11 protein-coding genes and 1 pseudogene are annotated in these 16,226 nt (G+C 72.1%); 9 read left to right on the top strand and 3 right to left on the bottom strand.

Annotation, left to right across the window (positions count from 1 at the left end; all coding sequences use genetic code 11):
• Positions 1 to 10 precede the first annotated feature (10 nt).
• Positions 11 to 2,512, top strand: coding sequence for a galactose oxidase early set domain-containing protein (locus tag KQY30_RS12635; RefSeq protein WP_217306909.1), 2,502 nt, complete (start codon positions 11 to 13; stop codon positions 2,510 to 2,512).
• Positions 2,513 to 2,610: 98 nt separating this feature from the next.
• Here the strand turns inward: KQY30_RS12635 and KQY30_RS12630 are convergent, their stop codons facing one another.
• Positions 2,611 to 2,925 carry a hypothetical protein gene (locus tag KQY30_RS12630; RefSeq protein WP_217306908.1) on the bottom strand — a complete coding sequence of 105 codons (315 nt, stop codon included), beginning with the start codon at positions 2,923 to 2,925 and terminating at the stop codon, positions 2,611 to 2,613.
• 167 nt (positions 2,926 to 3,092) lie between these two features.
• Between KQY30_RS12630 and KQY30_RS12625 the strand changes: the two genes are divergently transcribed.
• The 8 genes and pseudogenes from KQY30_RS12625 to KQY30_RS12590 all read left to right on the top strand — a co-directional run bounded on the left by KQY30_RS12625 (position 3,093) and on the right by KQY30_RS12590 (position 13,877).
• Positions 3,093 to 6,134 carry an ADP-ribosyltransferase gene (locus tag KQY30_RS12625; RefSeq protein ID WP_217306907.1) on the top strand — a complete coding sequence of 1,014 codons (3,042 nt, stop codon included), beginning with the start codon at positions 3,093 to 3,095 and terminating at the stop codon, positions 6,132 to 6,134.
• Positions 6,135 to 6,414: 280 nt separating this feature from the next.
• Positions 6,415 to 7,257: a hypothetical protein gene (locus tag KQY30_RS12620; RefSeq protein WP_254407100.1), complete on the top strand. Its 843-nt coding sequence runs from the start codon at positions 6,415 to 6,417 to the stop codon at positions 7,255 to 7,257.
• A gap of 90 nt (positions 7,258 to 7,347) precedes the next feature.
• Complete coding sequence (locus KQY30_RS12615) at positions 7,348 to 8,085, top strand: cupin domain-containing protein (RefSeq protein ID WP_232788892.1); 738 nt, start codon at positions 7,348 to 7,350, stop codon at positions 8,083 to 8,085.
• The gene (locus KQY30_RS12610) at positions 8,082 to 9,110 is read left to right on the top strand and encodes a hypothetical protein (protein WP_217306906.1); all 1,029 of its coding nucleotides are present in this window, start codon (positions 8,082 to 8,084) and stop codon (positions 9,108 to 9,110) included. The genes KQY30_RS12615 and KQY30_RS12610 overlap by 4 nt, the downstream gene beginning before the upstream one ends.
• Positions 9,107 to 10,051 (top strand): hypothetical protein, encoded by a 945-nt coding sequence (locus KQY30_RS12605; protein WP_254407099.1) that lies wholly within the window; start codon positions 9,107 to 9,109, stop codon positions 10,049 to 10,051. Before KQY30_RS12610 ends, KQY30_RS12605 begins: the two co-directional genes overlap by 4 nt.
• Entirely contained in the window at positions 10,048 to 10,596 is a 549-nt protein-coding gene (locus tag KQY30_RS12600; protein ID WP_217306905.1) for a hypothetical protein, read from the top strand. Before KQY30_RS12605 ends, KQY30_RS12600 begins: the two co-directional genes overlap by 4 nt.
• 122 nt (positions 10,597 to 10,718) lie before the next feature.
• Positions 10,719 to 12,488, top strand: a complete 1,770-nt coding sequence (locus KQY30_RS12595) for an asparagine synthetase B (protein WP_217306904.1) — start codon at positions 10,719 to 10,721, stop codon at positions 12,486 to 12,488.
• A 10-nt stretch (positions 12,489 to 12,498) separates the two neighbouring features.
• Positions 12,499 to 13,877 (top strand): annotated as a pseudogene (locus KQY30_RS12590) (aldehyde dehydrogenase family protein).
• A 78-nt stretch (positions 13,878 to 13,955) separates the two neighbouring features.
• Here the strand turns inward: KQY30_RS12590 and KQY30_RS12585 are convergent.
• Positions 13,956 to 14,597 (bottom strand): TetR/AcrR family transcriptional regulator, encoded by a 642-nt coding sequence (locus tag KQY30_RS12585; protein WP_217306903.1) that lies wholly within the window; start codon positions 14,595 to 14,597, stop codon positions 13,956 to 13,958.
• On the bottom strand, positions 14,584 to 16,146 hold the full coding sequence (locus tag KQY30_RS12580; RefSeq protein WP_217306902.1) for a DHA2 family efflux MFS transporter permease subunit: 1,563 nt from the start codon (positions 16,144 to 16,146) through the stop codon (positions 14,584 to 14,586). The genes KQY30_RS12585 and KQY30_RS12580 overlap by 14 nt, the downstream gene beginning before the upstream one ends.
• Between the last annotated feature and the right edge of the window lie 80 nt (positions 16,147 to 16,226).

The following is a 16,226-nucleotide window of genomic DNA, read 5'->3' as shown; positions in this document are numbered from 1 at the left end:
ACCGAGGGCCGTGTTCCCCTTCCGTCGGCCGCCCGCGCGGCGGAGCCGCCGTACCGCCCTGCTCGCCGTCGCCGCGCTCACCGGAGGGCTGCTGCTCAGCGCGCAGCAGCCCGCGGCCGCCGGGGTCAACCTCGTCAAGAACCCCGGCTTCGAGACCGCGGACCCGGGCGGCGGCCCCGGAGCCATGCCGTACTGCTGGGAGCAGTCCGGCTGGGGCGACAACGACTTCACCTTCGCCATCGTCGCCGACGCCCACTCCGGCACCAAGGCCGTCAAGGTCGAGCTGACCCGCCGCGTCGACGGCGACCGCAAGGCGCTGATCACCGAGTCCGCCGAGTGCGCGCCCGATGTGGTGCCGGAGCGGCAGTACGACGTCTCCCTCTGGTACAAGTCCACGACGCCGGACGCGGCGATCACGCTCTTCCGGCACGACACCACGGCCGGCTGGCAGTACTGGACCGACCTCAAGACCCTTGAGCCGAGCGCCGGTTACCAGCGCGCGGAGGTCCGTACCCCCGTCGTACCGCCCGGCACCGACCGGATCACCTGGGGTGTCTCCGTGTACGGCACGGGCAGTGTCACCACCGACGACTACGCCATGGAGGAGGTCGCCCCGCCGCCCGTCGAGCCCGCGTGCACCGGCACCGCCCAGGAGTGCGTGGACGGCCGCTGGGAGGTCCTGCCGACCGAGAACCCCGTACGTTCCATGCACTCGGTCGTCCTCCACAACGGCAAGGTGCTGCTGATCGCCGGATCCGGCAACAACACCGACATGTTCGAGGCGGGTACGTTCACCTCGGCGGTGTACGACCCGGAGGACGGCTCGTACCGTACGGTCCCGACCCCCGACGACATGTTCTGCGCCGGCCATGTCCAGCTCTCCGACGGGCGGGTCCTGGTGATGAGCGGCAACAAGGGCTATCCGTCGGCGGACGGCACGGTCGGCTACCAGGGGTACAAGGACTCGTACGTCTTCGACCCGGTCAGCGAGACGTACAGCAGGACCAATGACATGAACGACGGGCACTGGTATCCGTCGGCCACGATCATGGGCAATGGCGATGTGCTGTCCTTCGGCGGGCTGCGCGAGGACTCCAGCGGGTCCGTGACCGCCGAGCGCTGGTCGGCCGCCGAGGACAAGTGGCTGCCGCTCTGGCAGGTCAACCAGACCTGGTCGTACTGGGGCCTGTACCCGTCGATGATCCTGATGCAGGACGGCCGGCTCTTCTACTCGGGCAGCCACGTCTTCGGCAACGGCACCCCGGGCACCGGCTCGTCGGTCTACGACTACGACGCCAACACGGTCACCGATGTGCCCGGGCTCCGGAACAAGGACGAGCGCGACCAGTCGGCGAGCGTGCTGCTGCCTCCGGCCCAGGACCAGCGGGTGCTGACCATCGGCGGCGGCAACATCGACTCCAACCCGGAGGCGAACCGGCTCACCGATCTGATCGACCTCAAGCAGCCCAGCCCGCAGTACACCCCGGGCCCGCCGCTGCCGCAGGGCACGGTCGACCTGGGCGCCGGGCCGCAGCCGCAGACCGGGGCGCAGGGCAAGATGTACGGCTCGGCGGTGCTGCTGCCGGACGGCAAGGTCCTGGAGACGGGCGGCGCGCTGCACAACCGTGCCAACCCGGTGTACGAGTCGTCCCTCTTCGATCCGCAGACGGACACCTTCGATCCGGTGGCGGCCGATCCGGAGGCGCGCGGCTACCACTCGTCGGCGTTCCTGCTGCCGGACGGCCGGGTCATGACGACCGGCGACAACCCGGGCAACGGCACCTGGAACCACCAGGTGTCCCTGTACACACCGCCGTACCTCCTCAAGGGGCCCCGGCCGCGGATCACTTCGCTGATCGACGACCAGTGGCTGTACGGGGACACGCAGCGGATCACGGTCGACCGGCCCATCACCAAGGCGGAGCTGATCCGGCCGGCCGCGGTGACACACTCGTCGGACCCGAACCAGCGGTTCGTGGACCTGCCGCTCACGGTGGACGGAAACGACGGCAACACGGTCGACCTGATTGTGACGAGCAACCCGAATCTGGCGCCGCCGGGCTGGTACATGCTGTTCGCGGTGGACGCGAATGGGATTCCGTCGGTGGCGAAGTGGGTGCACCTGGGCGGCGGCGCGGGGGCGCGGGCGAAGGGGGCGGCGGAGTCGGCACATGGCGCGTCCGCCGGTGCGTCCACCGAGGCGTCCGCGCATGTCCACGACTTCGCGGGCGACCTGGCGGGCCAGGCGAAGAAGCCGCAGAAGAAGCGGACTTCGGCGCAGGTGAGCCCGCAGATCGCGGGCTGCGACCGGCACTACGGCTCGGCGGACGTCTGCGTACCGACGGCGTTCCCCGAGCCGGTGAAGCCGACGACGAAGGCGCGCTGCGCCTGGCTGACGGAGAACGAGTACGGCCGGTTGAAGGTCAACGGCAAGCAGGACCCGCTGAGACTGGACCCGAACGGGGACGGTGTGGCGTGCGGAAGGGGAGACCTGGGCCGGGTGAGGGACTGACAGCCGGGGGTCCGGACGGGTTGCCGACTGCGGCGCGCATACGACCGTGGGCTGGTGCGCGCTGCTCAGGCTGAGCGGGGCCGGGTGGCGGGCGCGTGTCAGTCGATGATCTGCACGGATTCCGGCCTCGGGAACGAGAGCATGTCCCAGCCCATCGGCCACCCGTCGGCGGTGCGATCGCTCGTCTCCGCTTCCAGCCGTCGTGGCACACGCCCCAACCACCACTCGCCGGCTCGGTCGTCGCGACCGGGCCGGCCCACCGTCGCACGGCGAAACCGCTGGTCGATCGCGTGGAGTTCGGGGTCACGGATCGCGCGGACACGCGGCGGCAGCAGATGCCAGCCGCGGGCAAGAGCCGAGCGGCACCACAGGTCGTTGATGAGATCCGGGGCCGCTGCGCCGAAGATGCCCACCGCGGCTGGGCGCGGGGCCGTTGGGCCCCGGAGTGGGTCTGTGGGCCCTACGGGTTGGGCCTTGGGCGTGCCTAGGCTGACGCGACGCAGGTGCCGCGGATGAGATGCCTCGGCGGGACGTCTGGAGCAGTGTGGTGGAAGGGTTTCCCATGTCAGACCCAGGGGCCTTGACGATCCAGCGTGCCGCGGCACCGCCCGACGGGCGCAGAGATTTGCCCCGGCCCCTGATCCTGGCGCGGACCCTGCTGCATCTGATGTTCGCCCTCACACTGCTGGGCGGCATCAGTGTGCTGAGCTCGCTGCTGGACCTCGGCCGCCATGTCACACCGGCGCTCAGCCTGCTGGCGCTGTACGCGGTCGCGCCGGGGATCGCCGGGCTGGTTCTGGCGCGGCGCCTGTGGACCGGCGGGAAAGTGGTCTGGTTCGGGCTGATCGGTCTTCAGGCGTGGCTGCTGATCGGCGGTGTCATCAATCTGTACCGCGGTTCGGAACTCGGGTTCAGCCAGATGGTGCTGCCCGGCGCTCTGCTGTTGCTGATCAGCCTGGGCAGCAGCCGCGTGTGGTTCGAACTTCCCGCGGAACTGCGGGCCGTGAGGCCGCGCCTCACGCCCGAGCGGCTCCGCCGGGTCGCTGTCCCCTCGCTTCCGCACTTGATCAGGTGGCGCCGGAACCGTGGCCAGTCGACGGTCGAGTACGTCGGCATGGTCAGCCTGGTCGCCCTCGTCATCGGTGCGCTGGTTCTCGGTGGCGTACAGACCCAGATCGCCGACGGCCTCCAGTCCGCGGTCTGCCGGGTCCTCGGCGGCGACTCCTGCGGCACGCAGGTCGTGGGCGGCGGCGGTGGCGGCGCGGGCGGTGGTACGGGCGGTACGGGCGGCTCCGGTGGTGGCGGCGACAACGGCGGCAGTACGACCACGGGTGGCGGCGACGGCGGGGGCGACAACGGCGGTGGCGCCGATGGCGGCGGCTCGGACGGCGGCGGCAGCACCACGGGTGGTGGCGACAACGGGGGCAGCAACGGTGGCGGTAGCGACGGTGGCGGCGACTCGGGCGGTTCGGACAACGGTGGTTCGAGCAACGGCGGTTCGGACAGCGGAGGCTCCGACGGTGGCGCCGATGGCGGCGGTTCCGACGGCGGTGGTGACAACGGCGGTACGGGCGGCAACGACGGTGGCGGCGACAACGGTGGTGGCAGCAACGGCGGCGGAGACTCGGGGGGTGGCGACGATGGGGGCGGTTCGAACGGAGGCGGCTCCGATGGTGGCGGCTCCAACGGCGGTGGGTCCAGCAACGGTGGGTCCAACGGCGGGTCGGATGACGACGACGATGACGACGACGGCGCTGTAGGCGGAGCCGTCATCGGCGGCGGCAGCTCCGGTGGCGGTTCTAACGGCGGCAGCAGCAGTGGCGGCGGTTCGAACGGCGGTGGGTCCAACGGCGGTTCGAGCAGCGGCGGGTCCAGCAGCGGAGGTTCGAGCGGCGGCAGCAGCTCCGGCGGTGGCTCGAACGGCGGGAGCTCCAGCGGTGGCGGCTCCAGCAGTGGCGGGTCCAGCAGTGGTGGCTCCAGCAGTGGTGGTTCGAGCGGCGGTGGGACCAACGGAGGGGGTTCCAGCGGCGGTGGTTCCAGCAGTGGCGGCAGCTCCGGTGGTGGGTCCAGCAGCGGCGGGGCCAGTGGTGGCGGCAGCTCCAGCGGTGGGTCCAGCAGTGGTGGTTCGAGCGGTGGCAGCAGCTCCGGTGGTGGCTCGAACGGCGGCGGCTCCAGCAGCGGTGGTTCGGACAGCGGTGGTTCGGACGGCGGTACCGAGACCGTGACCGAGTGCAACCCGGTCATGGCCCCCTGGGGCTACACCCAGGTGTGCACGGAGAAGCCCGCCACGACCGGCGGCAGTAACAGCGGCGGCAGCGACGGCGGCAAGGACGACGACAAGGACAAGGATCAGGACGAGGACGACAAGGACGAGGACGACGACAAGGACGAGGACGAAACCGAGACCGTCACCGAGTGCAATCCGGTCATGGCGCCTTGGGGCTACACCCAGGTCTGCACCGAGAAGCCCACGACCGGTGGCAGTGACAGCGGCGGCAGCGACGGCGGCAAGGACGACGACAAGGACAAGGACGACGAAGACAAGGACGAGGACGACAAGGACGAGGACGAGAGCGAGGACGAGAAGGACAAGTGCGATGACGGCGCCCTCGCACCCCTCGGCGGCGCTGCTCCCCTCGGCTCACCCGTCTCGTACTCCGGCACCCTGACCACGGGCGCGACCGGCACCGGCACGAGCACCGTCACCTTCGCACTCGCCTCCGCCGAGGTCGGTACGTCCACGGCCCCCCGCACAACCGTCGGCACCCGCACCCCCTTCACCCTCGCCGCCGACGAGCCCGACGCCGCTGCCGCCCAGGCCGCGATGCAGGCGCTGTCCGCGGCCTCCATGGCCGGTTTCGGTACGTACCAGGAGGCAGAGGACGCGGTCCAGGAAGCCCTTGGCTCCAGCGAGGGCCAGGCGGACCCCACCGTCGACGAGGACAACCCGGGCGACCCCAACGTCGGCGGAGAATGCTCCACCCCCGACGCCAACCAGCCGATGGACCCGTTCCACGCGCTGGACGAGATCCCGGACTACCGCCCGGGCAAGGACGGACGCAAGGAATGGTCGGAGGAGGTGGAGCGCATCGCCAAGGAGAACCCGCTGACCAAGGACTTCACCGCGGAGGACGCGCTCATCATCGCCGACTACACCGGCCCCTGGGCCAATGACGCGAACATGTACCTGCGCGGCCAGCCGGTCTCCGGCAGCCGGGCCGCCAAGGTCCCGGAGTTCATCGAGAAGATGGACCGTGCGCTGGAGCACCTGCCGCCGGTCAGCGGGAGCTTCTACCGGGGTACGTTCATGCCGCAGGACATCCTCGACAAGTACGCGGCGGGTGAGGAGATCACCATGCCGGAGTACCTCAGCACGACCACCGACATCAACAAGGCCCAGCGCGCCGCCTCCAACGCGAAGAGCAACGGCCGGCAGGGCGAGTCGGTGCTCGTCCGCATCGAGACGGACAACGGCCGCAACATCGACCCGCTGTCCCGCTACCGGGGCAGGGAGTCGGAGGTGCTCATCCCGCGCGGCGGCACGTTCAAGCAGACCGGTACGGAGACGACCATCGTCGACGGCAAGGAGTACAAGGTCATCGTCCTGACGCAGACGGGATGAGCCACGACGCCGGTGTGACCCGGCGCGACCGCGGTGTGACCCCCGCGTGACACAGGCCCTGTGCGGTGCCCCGCCGCACACCGCACAGGGCCGACGCCGTAACATCCGCGCCGCACGGCTTCATCACCCGGCAGCCGCCGGCGCGTTCACCCGTACCGCCCCCGTTCAACTCGTACCGCCCCCGTTCAACCCGTACCGCCCCGTTCAACCCGTACCGATCCGTCACCAGTACTCGGTCCGCACCGGATCCGCAGCACACGCACCAGAAAGGAGGCCCGCCATGAGCCGGTTCGACCAGCTCCTCGGCACCGATTTCGACGATCGGCCGGTGGCCGACACCGACGAAGTCATCTACGGCGGCCTCGACGACTCCCGCCACCGCGCCCGGGTCCCAGGACTGACCGAGATGATGTCCGACCCGGCGGCCCCCGCCCGGGAGCGCTTCCTCGCCTGCCTCGCCCTCACCACCTGGGGCGAGCCCGCGGGGTACGAGACGCTGATCCGCGCGGCCGGTTCGCCCGCGGCCACCCCCTGGTACGAGGTCCTGGTCAACCGGAAGTTCGCGGTCGACAGCACCTTCGCCCAGCTCGCGATAGCTGTCGGCGACAGCGCGGATCTCGCGGAGGAGAAACGTACCGCCGGACAGCGGGAAGCGGCCTTCCGCGCGCTCGTACGCATCGCGGACACCGAGTACTTCGAGGACCAGCTCGGCGATCTCATGCCCGAGGCCATGGTGGCCCTGGTGCTGCCCGACCTCGCCGAGACGGTCGAGCGCGGCGTCAACTTCCTTGTCCCGCAGGCGCATACGCACCCAGCCCCGCACGCGCACCCGCACGCGCACCCGCACCCGGACTCGGACTCGGACCGGAAGCCCCCGGCCTTCGACCTCGCGACCCAGCTCGTAGATCTGGCCGGCGCGGCCGCCCTGGTCGACGGCCCGCTCGCCGCGAAACTCGCCATGACCGTCCTCGAAGCCGAGGCGTCGCCCCGCGCGCTGGTGCACGCTGTCACCGTGCTGCACCGCTCGAAGGCCCCGGACGTACGGCAGTTGGGCGAGTACATGATGTCCGTCGGCGACGACCGCGTACGGAATCTGGTCACGGACGCGCTCCGTTCATCCTGATCTCGTCTGGCATTTGTGCCGTCCGTGCCGCTTGTTCCCGAGGGTGGGCCTACCATGCGGTGGTGGTCCACAGCGTGATGGGGGGCGTCGATGTCCGACGTGGATACCGGTTCCGGCAGTCCGGGGCTTCGGGGTATGGGACGGCTGGCGCGTGAACTGCCGTACGGCGTCGAGCTGTTCCATATCGGCCCCGACGGCAGCGTGCTGTTCGCGGACCGCGACGGAGCGCGGGAGCTCGGGCCGCGCGAGGAGTTCCTGCCCTTCATCGACGACGGGCAGTTCGCCCACTATCTCGTCGGTGACGCGCGCACCTCGCCCGAGCGCCCCTCCAACGCCACGGTCAAGATCGGTGTCGTAGGACCGCGCAGCGCCTTCACCCCGCACGCGCACGGCGGCGAGCACTTCGTCCTCAGTCTCGGCCATGCCTCCTGCGGCCTCTGGGACGCGCCGCGCGGCCGGGTCACCGAGATCCCGCTCGCGCCCGGGGGGATGATCCGTATCCCCGAGATGATGCCCCACTCCTTCGCCAACCGGGGCACGAAACCGCTCAACATCCTCGCCGCCAACACCGGCTTCGGCATCGACCACGAGGACTACGCCATCACCGCGGACGAGGCCGAGCGCCGCGCCACGGACGATGTCGTACGGAGCAGCCGCCGCAGCGTCGGCACCGTCGCCCGGATCGGCACCGACTTCGGACTGCTCGCCGCCGCGCTGCGCGACATCGAGCGGGTCCAGCGGATCCGCGGCGTCGGCGCGCTCACCGCACGGGAGCGGTTCGCCGCCGGGCTGCGCAGGATCGCGTCCGCACTGGAGGGGCGGCGATGATCTGCCCGCACTGCAACCAGGATCTGCTGTTCAAGGAGCGGCCGAACAAGACCTGTTCCAAGTGCCACCGCACGTACGTCATGGATCCCAAGACCAATTCCCTGCGGCTCGGTGACGCGCGGATCGGACGGCTGACCGACAGGCTCACCGTGGGCGGGACGGTGGCGGTGACCGTCGAGCAGTTCTGGGCCGCCGCCGCGCGCAAGATCCAGAAGAACTCCAGCGGCACCGGTTACGCCGGGGCCATCGGCTGTGCGCTGATCGGCGTGCCGGTCGCCTGCGTCCTGGTCGTGATCGGCGACCAGGTCAGCGGCGGCGGGGTCTTCACCTTCTTCGGCGCGGTGATCCTGATCGGTGTCCTCATCGCCTTGTACTCCGGCTTCAAGAACCCCAAGGTCGCGCGCGACCGCACGATGGACGAGGTGCGGTACGCCCTGCTGACCGAGTGGCCCAGGGTCTACGGTTCGGTCCCGGCCGGGATCGTGGACCGCCACGCGTTCCGGGGCGCCCGGCAGCAGCGGGAGGGCGCGCGAGTTGTGCTGCTCTGCCCGGACGATGCCGTCGCCACCTTTCTGGCGGCCAATCAGGTCCTGGAGCGGTACGGGATGACCGTGGCCGGCATGGTGCGGGAGGTGCCGGACGGGATACCTGTGATCGTTCTGCACGACGCGAGCGCGGCAGGCTGTGAGTTGCTTCTGCGGGCCCGGCGGGAGCTGCCCGGCCGCAGGGTCGTCGACGCGGGGCTGCCGCCGCGGGTGGTGATGCGGGTGAAGGACGCGGGGGTACGCGGCCGGAAGCCGGTGCCCGAGCTCATGCGGTTCCTGCGCGGGAGCGGCACGCTCACCGAGGCCGAACTGGACTGGCTGGCAAAGGGCTGGTCGACCTCCCTCATCGCCGTCCCGCCGGCCAAGCTCCTGGCGGCGGTCACCCGGGTCGCCGAACGCGTCACCGCCTCCGGCGACCCCGTCCAGCGCAGGGCGGCGGCGCTGGGCTTCCTCACCTGGCCGGGAGAGCCGCCCCGATGACATCGCCGACGACGAGCACTCCCGGCGGAGACGGAATACGCGCGCGGCTTCTCGACCGTGCCCTGGCCACCGCCGTCTCCCGGGTCGGGGCGCCCGGACGGATCCGGTTCACCGAGCGGCAGCTCTACTACGAGATGTGCCGGGTGCTGCGGCCGCTGGGGGCCGTGCCACGACGGGTGCCGGTGACTCCGGCGGCGCCCGTGCGGTACGAACGGTTCGAGGAGGCGCTGCGGCGGTACGGGGAGGTGCCCGGCCTGCTGGAGCCCGTACCCGTACCCGTAGCGGAGGCGGAGGACCGTACCGTACAGGCGCCGCCGCGGGAGCCCGCCGAGCCCGACCTCTACGACTACGGTCTGCCCCGGCTGCTCGTCTGCCAGAGCCGTTCCGTCGCCCGGATGCTCCTCGCGAACGATGTCCATCTGGAGGCCGCCTGCCCGGTCCTCACCCCCGACGGCCTGCCCCTCGACCCCCGGCTGGTCGCCGGGCTCGGCCGGGTCGACGGCGCCACCGTGCATGTCCTGCACGACGCGAGCACCGCCGGTCTCGCCCTTGTCGCGCGCGTACGCGAAAGCGTCGCGAGCGCCCCGGGCGCCCGCGCCGTACGCGTCGCCTCCATGGGTCTCGTACCCCGGCACGCCGCCGCCCTGCACCTCACCTCCCCGCGCGGCCCCGCCCCGGACCCGGAAGGGCCGGGACTACCGACGGAGCACGTGGCCCTGAGACCCCGTGAGCGCGACTGGCTCGCCGAAGGGCGCTTCGCGGAGGTGGAGGCCGTACCCCCGGCGCGTCTGCTGCGTACGGTCCTGCGGCAGGTGCGCGGGCCGAGGATCCCCAGCCACTCGATATGGACGGGCCTGCGGGAGCTGCGTGCGGCCGGGTTCATGACATGGCCGACGAACCGACCCGGCGAGACCAGGCGATACGAGGACACAAGGCGATGAACCGGCCCCGCGAAACACCGTACAGAGACGAGCTGCTCGCCGACCGTACCGTCCACCGGCGGTACGAGGACGGGCGCGAGGAGTGGCGGCGGCGCCAAAGCTCCACCGTGGTGCGCTGGCACGACAACCGGGGGATGTCCGGCACCGACGAGCTGCTCGGGCAGCGGATCATCAAACGGACGTACGCGGACGGCACCGTCACCTACGGCCGCGACCTCGGTTACGGCCGTACGGTCTGGGGCCAAGGCGAGACGGTCATGGTCAACCGGACCTCGTTCGGCGGGCGCATGGGCGTGCTGCTCGGCGGACTCGGCCTGGCGACGCTCGCGGTGACCGCCGCGCAGTTCCCGCCGGCGGCCCTCAGCCCCGAGGAGGAGGAAGAGCTGCGGCAGCAGGCCCAGAGCAGCTCGGGCGGCGACGGCGGTCCCGTCGGCGGCGAGTGGAGCGACGACGGCGACACCGGTGATGACAGCGGTGGCTTCGACTCCGACGCCGGCTGGGACTCCGACGGCGACGGCGGCTGGAGCGACGACGACTTCGGATGAGCCGCCGGCCGGACGGCTTCGGACGAGCCGCGGCGGACGGACCGTACAGCCCCGGCGGACCAGCCGTACAGCGGGCGGCCGAGCAGGCTGGGCAGCAGGCGTGACAGCACGAGGAGCGTGACATGGCGCGGTTCAGCGCCTTCCTGGCGGCGGACCCCCGGCACGCCAGGGACCAACTGAGGGCGACCGGCGCCTCCGTACACCCCGAAGGGCCCGCGCTGGCGCTGGTCGAGGACGAACCGGGCCATGCCACGGGCCCGTTCACCGCGTACGGCCGTACGGCGGTCGGCGAGGTCACCCTGCACAACCGGCCCGAGCTGCTCGCCGCCCTCGCCGCAGCCGGCGCGCCCGCCCCGCCCGACTGCCCGGACGGCGAACTGCTGCTGCGTTGCTGGGCACGGCTCGGTACGGACGGGATCCGCGCGGCCGAGGGCATGTTCGCGCTCGCCGTGCACGAGGACGCCGGTCTGGTGCTGATCCGCGACCACGTCGGCGCCCGCACCCTCTTCTACGCACGCGCCGCGGACTGCTGGGCCGCGTCCACCTCGCTGCGGGCCCTGCGGCGCTGGCCCGCGCTGGACACCGGCCTCGAACTCGCCGCCGTACGCTCCTTCCTGACCTTCGCCTACCTCCCCGGCGAGGAGACCCTGCTGCGCGGAGTGCGCGAGGTGCTGCCCGGACGCTGTCTGCGGCTCGCGGCGGACGGCACCCTCACCGAGGAGCACTACTGGGAGCCGCGGGAGCTGATCGAGGACGACGGCGCACCGCCGGAGCGATACGCCCTGCGGCTGCGCGAACTCCTGGAGGAGGCGACCGCGCGGCGGCTCCCCGAGGCGGCGGCCGTGGGTGTCCTGCTCTCCGGCGGCGTCGACAGTTCGCTGGTCACCGCCCTCGCCGCCAAGCTGCACGCCCACCCCGTGCACACCTACTCCATCAGCTTCGGCGACGAACTCCCCAACGAACTGGGCTACTCGGGCCTGGTCGCCGCCCACTGCCACACCCGCCACCGGGTGCTCACGGTCTCCGGGACCGCCGTGGCCGCACGCCTCGCGGAGGCCGCCGCGCTGCTCGACAGCCCCGTCGGCGATCCGCTGACCGTACCGAACCTGATGCTCGCCGAGGCGGTGGCCGGCGACGGGCTGGAGGTCGTCCTGAACGGGGAGGGCGGCGACCCGGTGTTCGGCGGCCCGAAGAACCTGCCCATGCTGGTCCACGAGATGCACCGCGGCGATGTGGCCGGGGCGACCGGCGACCCGGGCCGGGCATCGCGTACGACCACGTACCTCCGCTCGTACCGCAAGTGCTACACCGATCTGCCCGACCTGCTCACCGCCGACGCGCTCGACGCCCTCGCCGGCGCGCCCGCGCCCGAACGCTTCGTCGCCCCCTATCTGACGCCCGCGGCCCGCGAAGGCCGGATGGACCATCTGCTCAACCAGCTCCTGCACTGCAATCTGCGCACCAAGGGCGCCCACCACATCCTCACCAAGGTCGAACGGCTCACCGCCTCGCAGGGACTCCAGGGCCGCGCCCCGCTCTTCGACCGCCGGGTCGTCGACCACGCCTTCGCCACCCCGCCCCGCTGGAAACTGAACGGCGCGGTGGAGAAGTGGGTGCTGAAGGAGGCGGTACGGGACCTGCTGCCCGGCACGGTCGTCGACCGGCCCAAGAGCGGCATGCGCGTACCGGTCCAGCAGTGGCTCGGCGGGCCGCTGCGTGAACTGGCGGGCGATCTGCTGCTGGGCCGGGAGGCCCGCGCCCGCGGACTCTTCCGGCCGGACACCGTGCGCGCCTGGATGCGCGGCGAGGGCGCGCTGCTGCCGAGGCAGGGCGGCAAGCTGTGGCTCGTACTCACCCTGGAACTGTGGCTGCGCGCCTACGACATCCGCTGATCGCGCGCCCATGGAATCGCCGACGGAGGCTCCTTTGCACACGCTCGCCCTCACCGACCCCCGTACCGGCCGCGTGCGCGGGGACCTCGCGGTCGCCCGGGAGGAGCAGGTCGCCCTGGTGACCGCCGAGGGCCGCCGGGCCCTCGGCGGCTGGCGGGCGCTGACGCCGAGGGAGCGGTCGCGGCGGCTGGAGCGGCTCGCCGCGCTGATCGAGGAGCACGCCGAGGAGTACGGCGCGCTGGAGCGGGCCGGTACGGGCAAGCCCGCGTCCGAGACGGCCGGCGAGCTGGAGCAGGCGGCCGACCTCTTCCGCTTCTACGCCTGGGCGGCGCGCACCCGGTCCGCCCCGGCCGCCGGGAGCCTGGTCGCGGGCCATGAGAGCTGGGTCCGCTGGGAGCCGATCGGGGTCGTCGGGGTGGTGTCCCCTGGAACTACCCGCTGCTGATGGCGGCTTGGCGCTGCGCGCCCGCCCTCGCCGCCGGGAACACGGTCGTCGCCAAGCCCGCCGAGACCACCCCCGACTCGCTGGTCCGGCTCGCCGAGCACGCGCGCGAGGCGCTGGGGGAGTCCGTGCTCCAGACGCTGCCCGGTGACCGGGAGACCGGGCGGCTGCTGGTGGGGTCCGGGGTCGACATGGTCGCGTTCACCGGCAGCGCGCTCGCCGGGGCCGATGTGGCGGCGCGGGCCGGCACGCGGCGGGTCAGCCTGGAACTGGGCGGCAACAGCCCGGTCGTCGTCCTGCCCGACGCCCCCGCCGACACCTGGACGGAACTGGCCGCGGCGGCGACGTACAACGCGGGCCAGAGCTGCGCCGTCCCCGCGCGGGTGATCACGCTGCGCGAGAACTACGAGTCGGCCGTGGCACTGCTCGGTGACGCGATGCGCGAGCGGCGCGCGGGCCAGGACTTCGGGCCGCTCAACAACGCGGACCAGGCGGCGCGTTACGACCGTATCGTCGGCGCGTCCGCCGCGAAGGAGCAGACGACCGGTCAACTCGCCCCGGGGGAGGGCGAGGAGGACGGCTACTGGCGCCCGGCCCGCGTCCTCGCCGGTCTGCCGGACGACGATCCGGCGGTGGTCGAGGAGGTCTTCGGCCCGCTGCTGACGGTCCAGTCGGCGGACACCGTCGAGGACGCGCTCGCCCTGGCGAACGGCGTGCCGCAGGCCCTCGCCGCGAGTGTCTGGACCCGCGACCTGGCGGCGGGGCTGGACCTGGCGGGGCGGCTGAACGCGGGCGAGGCGTGGGTGAACTGCCATCTCGTCCAGACCGCGGAGCTGCCGCACGGCGGCCGGGGCGCCTCGGGCCACGGCACGGACCTCAGCACGCTGGCACTGCACGAGTACCAGCGCCCGAAGACGATCACGGCCCGGCTGACCGGACTGGGCTGACCGGGCTGGGCTGAGCCGACCGGCGTTGCGGCAGGGGCCTTGTGGGCGGGCCCTGTCGGCGCGGGCCGGCGGGACTGTCTACAGCCGCAGGCCGGCCGACAGGCTGTCCAGGGCGCGGTGGATCAGGCCGAGGAGATCGTCCCGGCAGCCGCGCTCGCCCCAGTACAGGGTGACCTCGCGCAGCGCGCCCAGTACCGTCGCGACAAAGATCCGTACCTCGATGTCGTCCGGCTCCCGGCCGGTACGCTCCGCCAGGACCTCCGCGAACAGCTTCGCCGTCGACGACATGGTCTCGGTCATCCTGGCGCGTACGGCCGGGACCTCGACCATCAGCTTGGTGCGCTGGATCATCTCGTCGAGGTCCGTCGCCATGACGGCCCGCATCGTCTCGTCCATGAGGAACCGGATGGACTCCAGCGGCGGTTCGCCGGCCGGCCTGGCGCGCAGCACGGACGCCATGACCGGGTCGAACTCGTCGGTGAGGACGATGTCTTCCTTGGTCGGGAAGTAGCGGAAGACGGTCGAGGGGGACACCTCGGCCGCCTCCGCGATCTGCTCGATGGTGGTCGCCTCGTACCCCTGCTCGGCGATCAGTCCGTAGGTCGCCCGCCGGATCGCGATCCGGGTCTTGAGCTTCTTGCGCTCGCGCAGGCCCATCGGGGGCTCGTGCTCCGCGAGGGGGTACGGGAAGTGGCGGCCATGGTTCCTATTGTCGGGCATCGGCGGGCGCCGGGGCCACGCCCGCGTCACCGCCGGGATCCCCGTTCTTGTCCGCGCCGTCACCGGCGCGCCGCGCCGCCCGCCCGGGATCCGGCAGCAGCGTGGCGACCAGCAGCGCCGAGGCCAGCGCGGCGGCGCCGCAGACCAGCAGGGCGAGATTCATGCCATGGACGTACGCGGCGTCCGCCGAGGCCGCGAGCGCGGACGAGCCCAGCCTCTCGGCGACGACATGCGCGGCGACCACCGAGTCCCCGGCGGTGTCCGCGGCGGCGGCGGGCAGGCCCGAGGTGTCCAGCCGGGACGCGTAGGCGGCGGCGAGCAGCGAGCCCAGCAGGGCGATCCCGACCGCGCTGCCCATCTGCCGTACGGTCATCAGCAGCCCGGAGCCGCTGCCGGCCCGGTCGGCGGGCAGGGTCGCGACGGCCCCGTCCATGGCCGGTACGACGGCGAAGCCGAAGCCCACCCCGGCGATGGACAGCCACAGCGCGGTGAACCCGTACCCGCTGTCCACGGTCGTACGGCTGCCGAGCACCGCCGCGAAGGCGAGCACGACCAGGCCGCCGCCGATCACGGCGCGCGGTCCGGCCCGCTGGATCAGCGGCCCGCTGCCCTTGGCGGCGAGCATGAGCCCGCCCATCATCGGCAGCATCCGCACGCCGGTGCCGAGGGCGCTGTTGCCGAGGACGGCCTGGAGGTGCACGGGCAGCAGGAACAGCAGCCCGGACATCACGAACATCACCAGGGTCGCGGCCAGGGTGTTGAGCAGGAAGCCGCGGTGGCGCAGGAGGACGAGGTCGAGCATGGGCCGGGCCATGCGGCGCTCGCGCAGGACGAGCGCGGCCAGCAGCACGGCACCCGCGGTCAGCGCGCCGACGACGAGGGGGCTGCCCCAGCCGCGGCCGGGTGCCTCGATGATCCCGTACACCAGCCCGCCGAGGCCGCCGGCCGTGAGGACGGTGGACAGGGCGTCGACCCGGGGCGCCGCCGGGTCGCTGGTCTCGGGCAGCAGCAGGACGCAGGCGGCGATCCCGAGGGCGGCCATCGGGACGTTGATCACGAAGATCGATCCCCACCAGAAGTGTTCCAGCAGCCAGCCGCCGATGATCGGGCCGAGCGGGATGCCCAGCGCGGAGGCGGCGGAGATGATGCCGACGGCCTTGGTGCGGTCCTCGGCGTCCGGGAACAGCGAGGGCAGTACGGAGAGGGCCAGCGGCATGACCAGCGCCCCGCCGACTCCCATCACCGCGCGGGCGGCGATGACCCACTCGACGCTGCCGACCAGCGCGCCCATCAGCGAACCGGCCAGGAAGACGCCGAGACCGGCGATGAGCATCCGGCGGCGGCCGAAGCGGTCGCCGAGCAGTCCGGCGGGGAGCATCAGGGCGGCGAAGACGACGACATAGGCGTCGGCCATCCACTGCTGCTGATTGGTGGTGGCGCCCAGCTCCGCGGCCATTGTCGGCAGCGCCACATTGAGGATCGTCAGATCGAAACCGAGCACGAGCATGCTCGCGACGAGGGCGCCGAGCGCCCACCATCGGCGGCCCATGGCAGCCCTCCTTCGGGAGTTAGTGTCAAGTGACAGTAACTCCCAAAAGATGGTGAGCGTCAAGTCTGGAGTTGTGGCGG

The organism is Streptomyces sp. GMY02 (assembly GCF_019056675.1).
In the GTDB taxonomy this organism is placed as follows: Bacteria; Actinomycetota; Actinomycetes; order Streptomycetales; family Streptomycetaceae; genus Streptomyces; species Streptomyces odonnellii.
This window is presented reverse-complemented; position numbering and strand designations above follow the sequence as displayed.

Coding starts and splice junctions, on each gene's coding strand:
- KQY30_RS12580 (WP_217306902.1), bottom strand. CDS start 16,146: ATGGGCCGCCGATGGTGGGCGCTCGGCGCCCTCGTCGCGAGCATGCTC.
- KQY30_RS12620 (WP_254407100.1), top strand. CDS start 6,415: ATGAGCCGGTTCGACCAGCTCCTCGGCACCGATTTCGACGATCGGCCG.
- KQY30_RS12600 (WP_217306905.1), top strand. CDS start 10,048: ATGAACCGGCCCCGCGAAACACCGTACAGAGACGAGCTGCTCGCCGAC.
- KQY30_RS12610 (WP_217306906.1), top strand. CDS start 8,082: ATGATCTGCCCGCACTGCAACCAGGATCTGCTGTTCAAGGAGCGGCCG.
- KQY30_RS12585 (WP_217306903.1), bottom strand. CDS start 14,597: ATGCCCGACAATAGGAACCATGGCCGCCACTTCCCGTACCCCCTCGCG.
- KQY30_RS12605 (WP_254407099.1), top strand. CDS start 9,107: ATGACATCGCCGACGACGAGCACTCCCGGCGGAGACGGAATACGCGCG.
- KQY30_RS12615 (WP_232788892.1), top strand. CDS start 7,348: ATGTCCGACGTGGATACCGGTTCCGGCAGTCCGGGGCTTCGGGGTATG.
- KQY30_RS12595 (WP_217306904.1), top strand. CDS start 10,719: ATGGCGCGGTTCAGCGCCTTCCTGGCGGCGGACCCCCGGCACGCCAGG.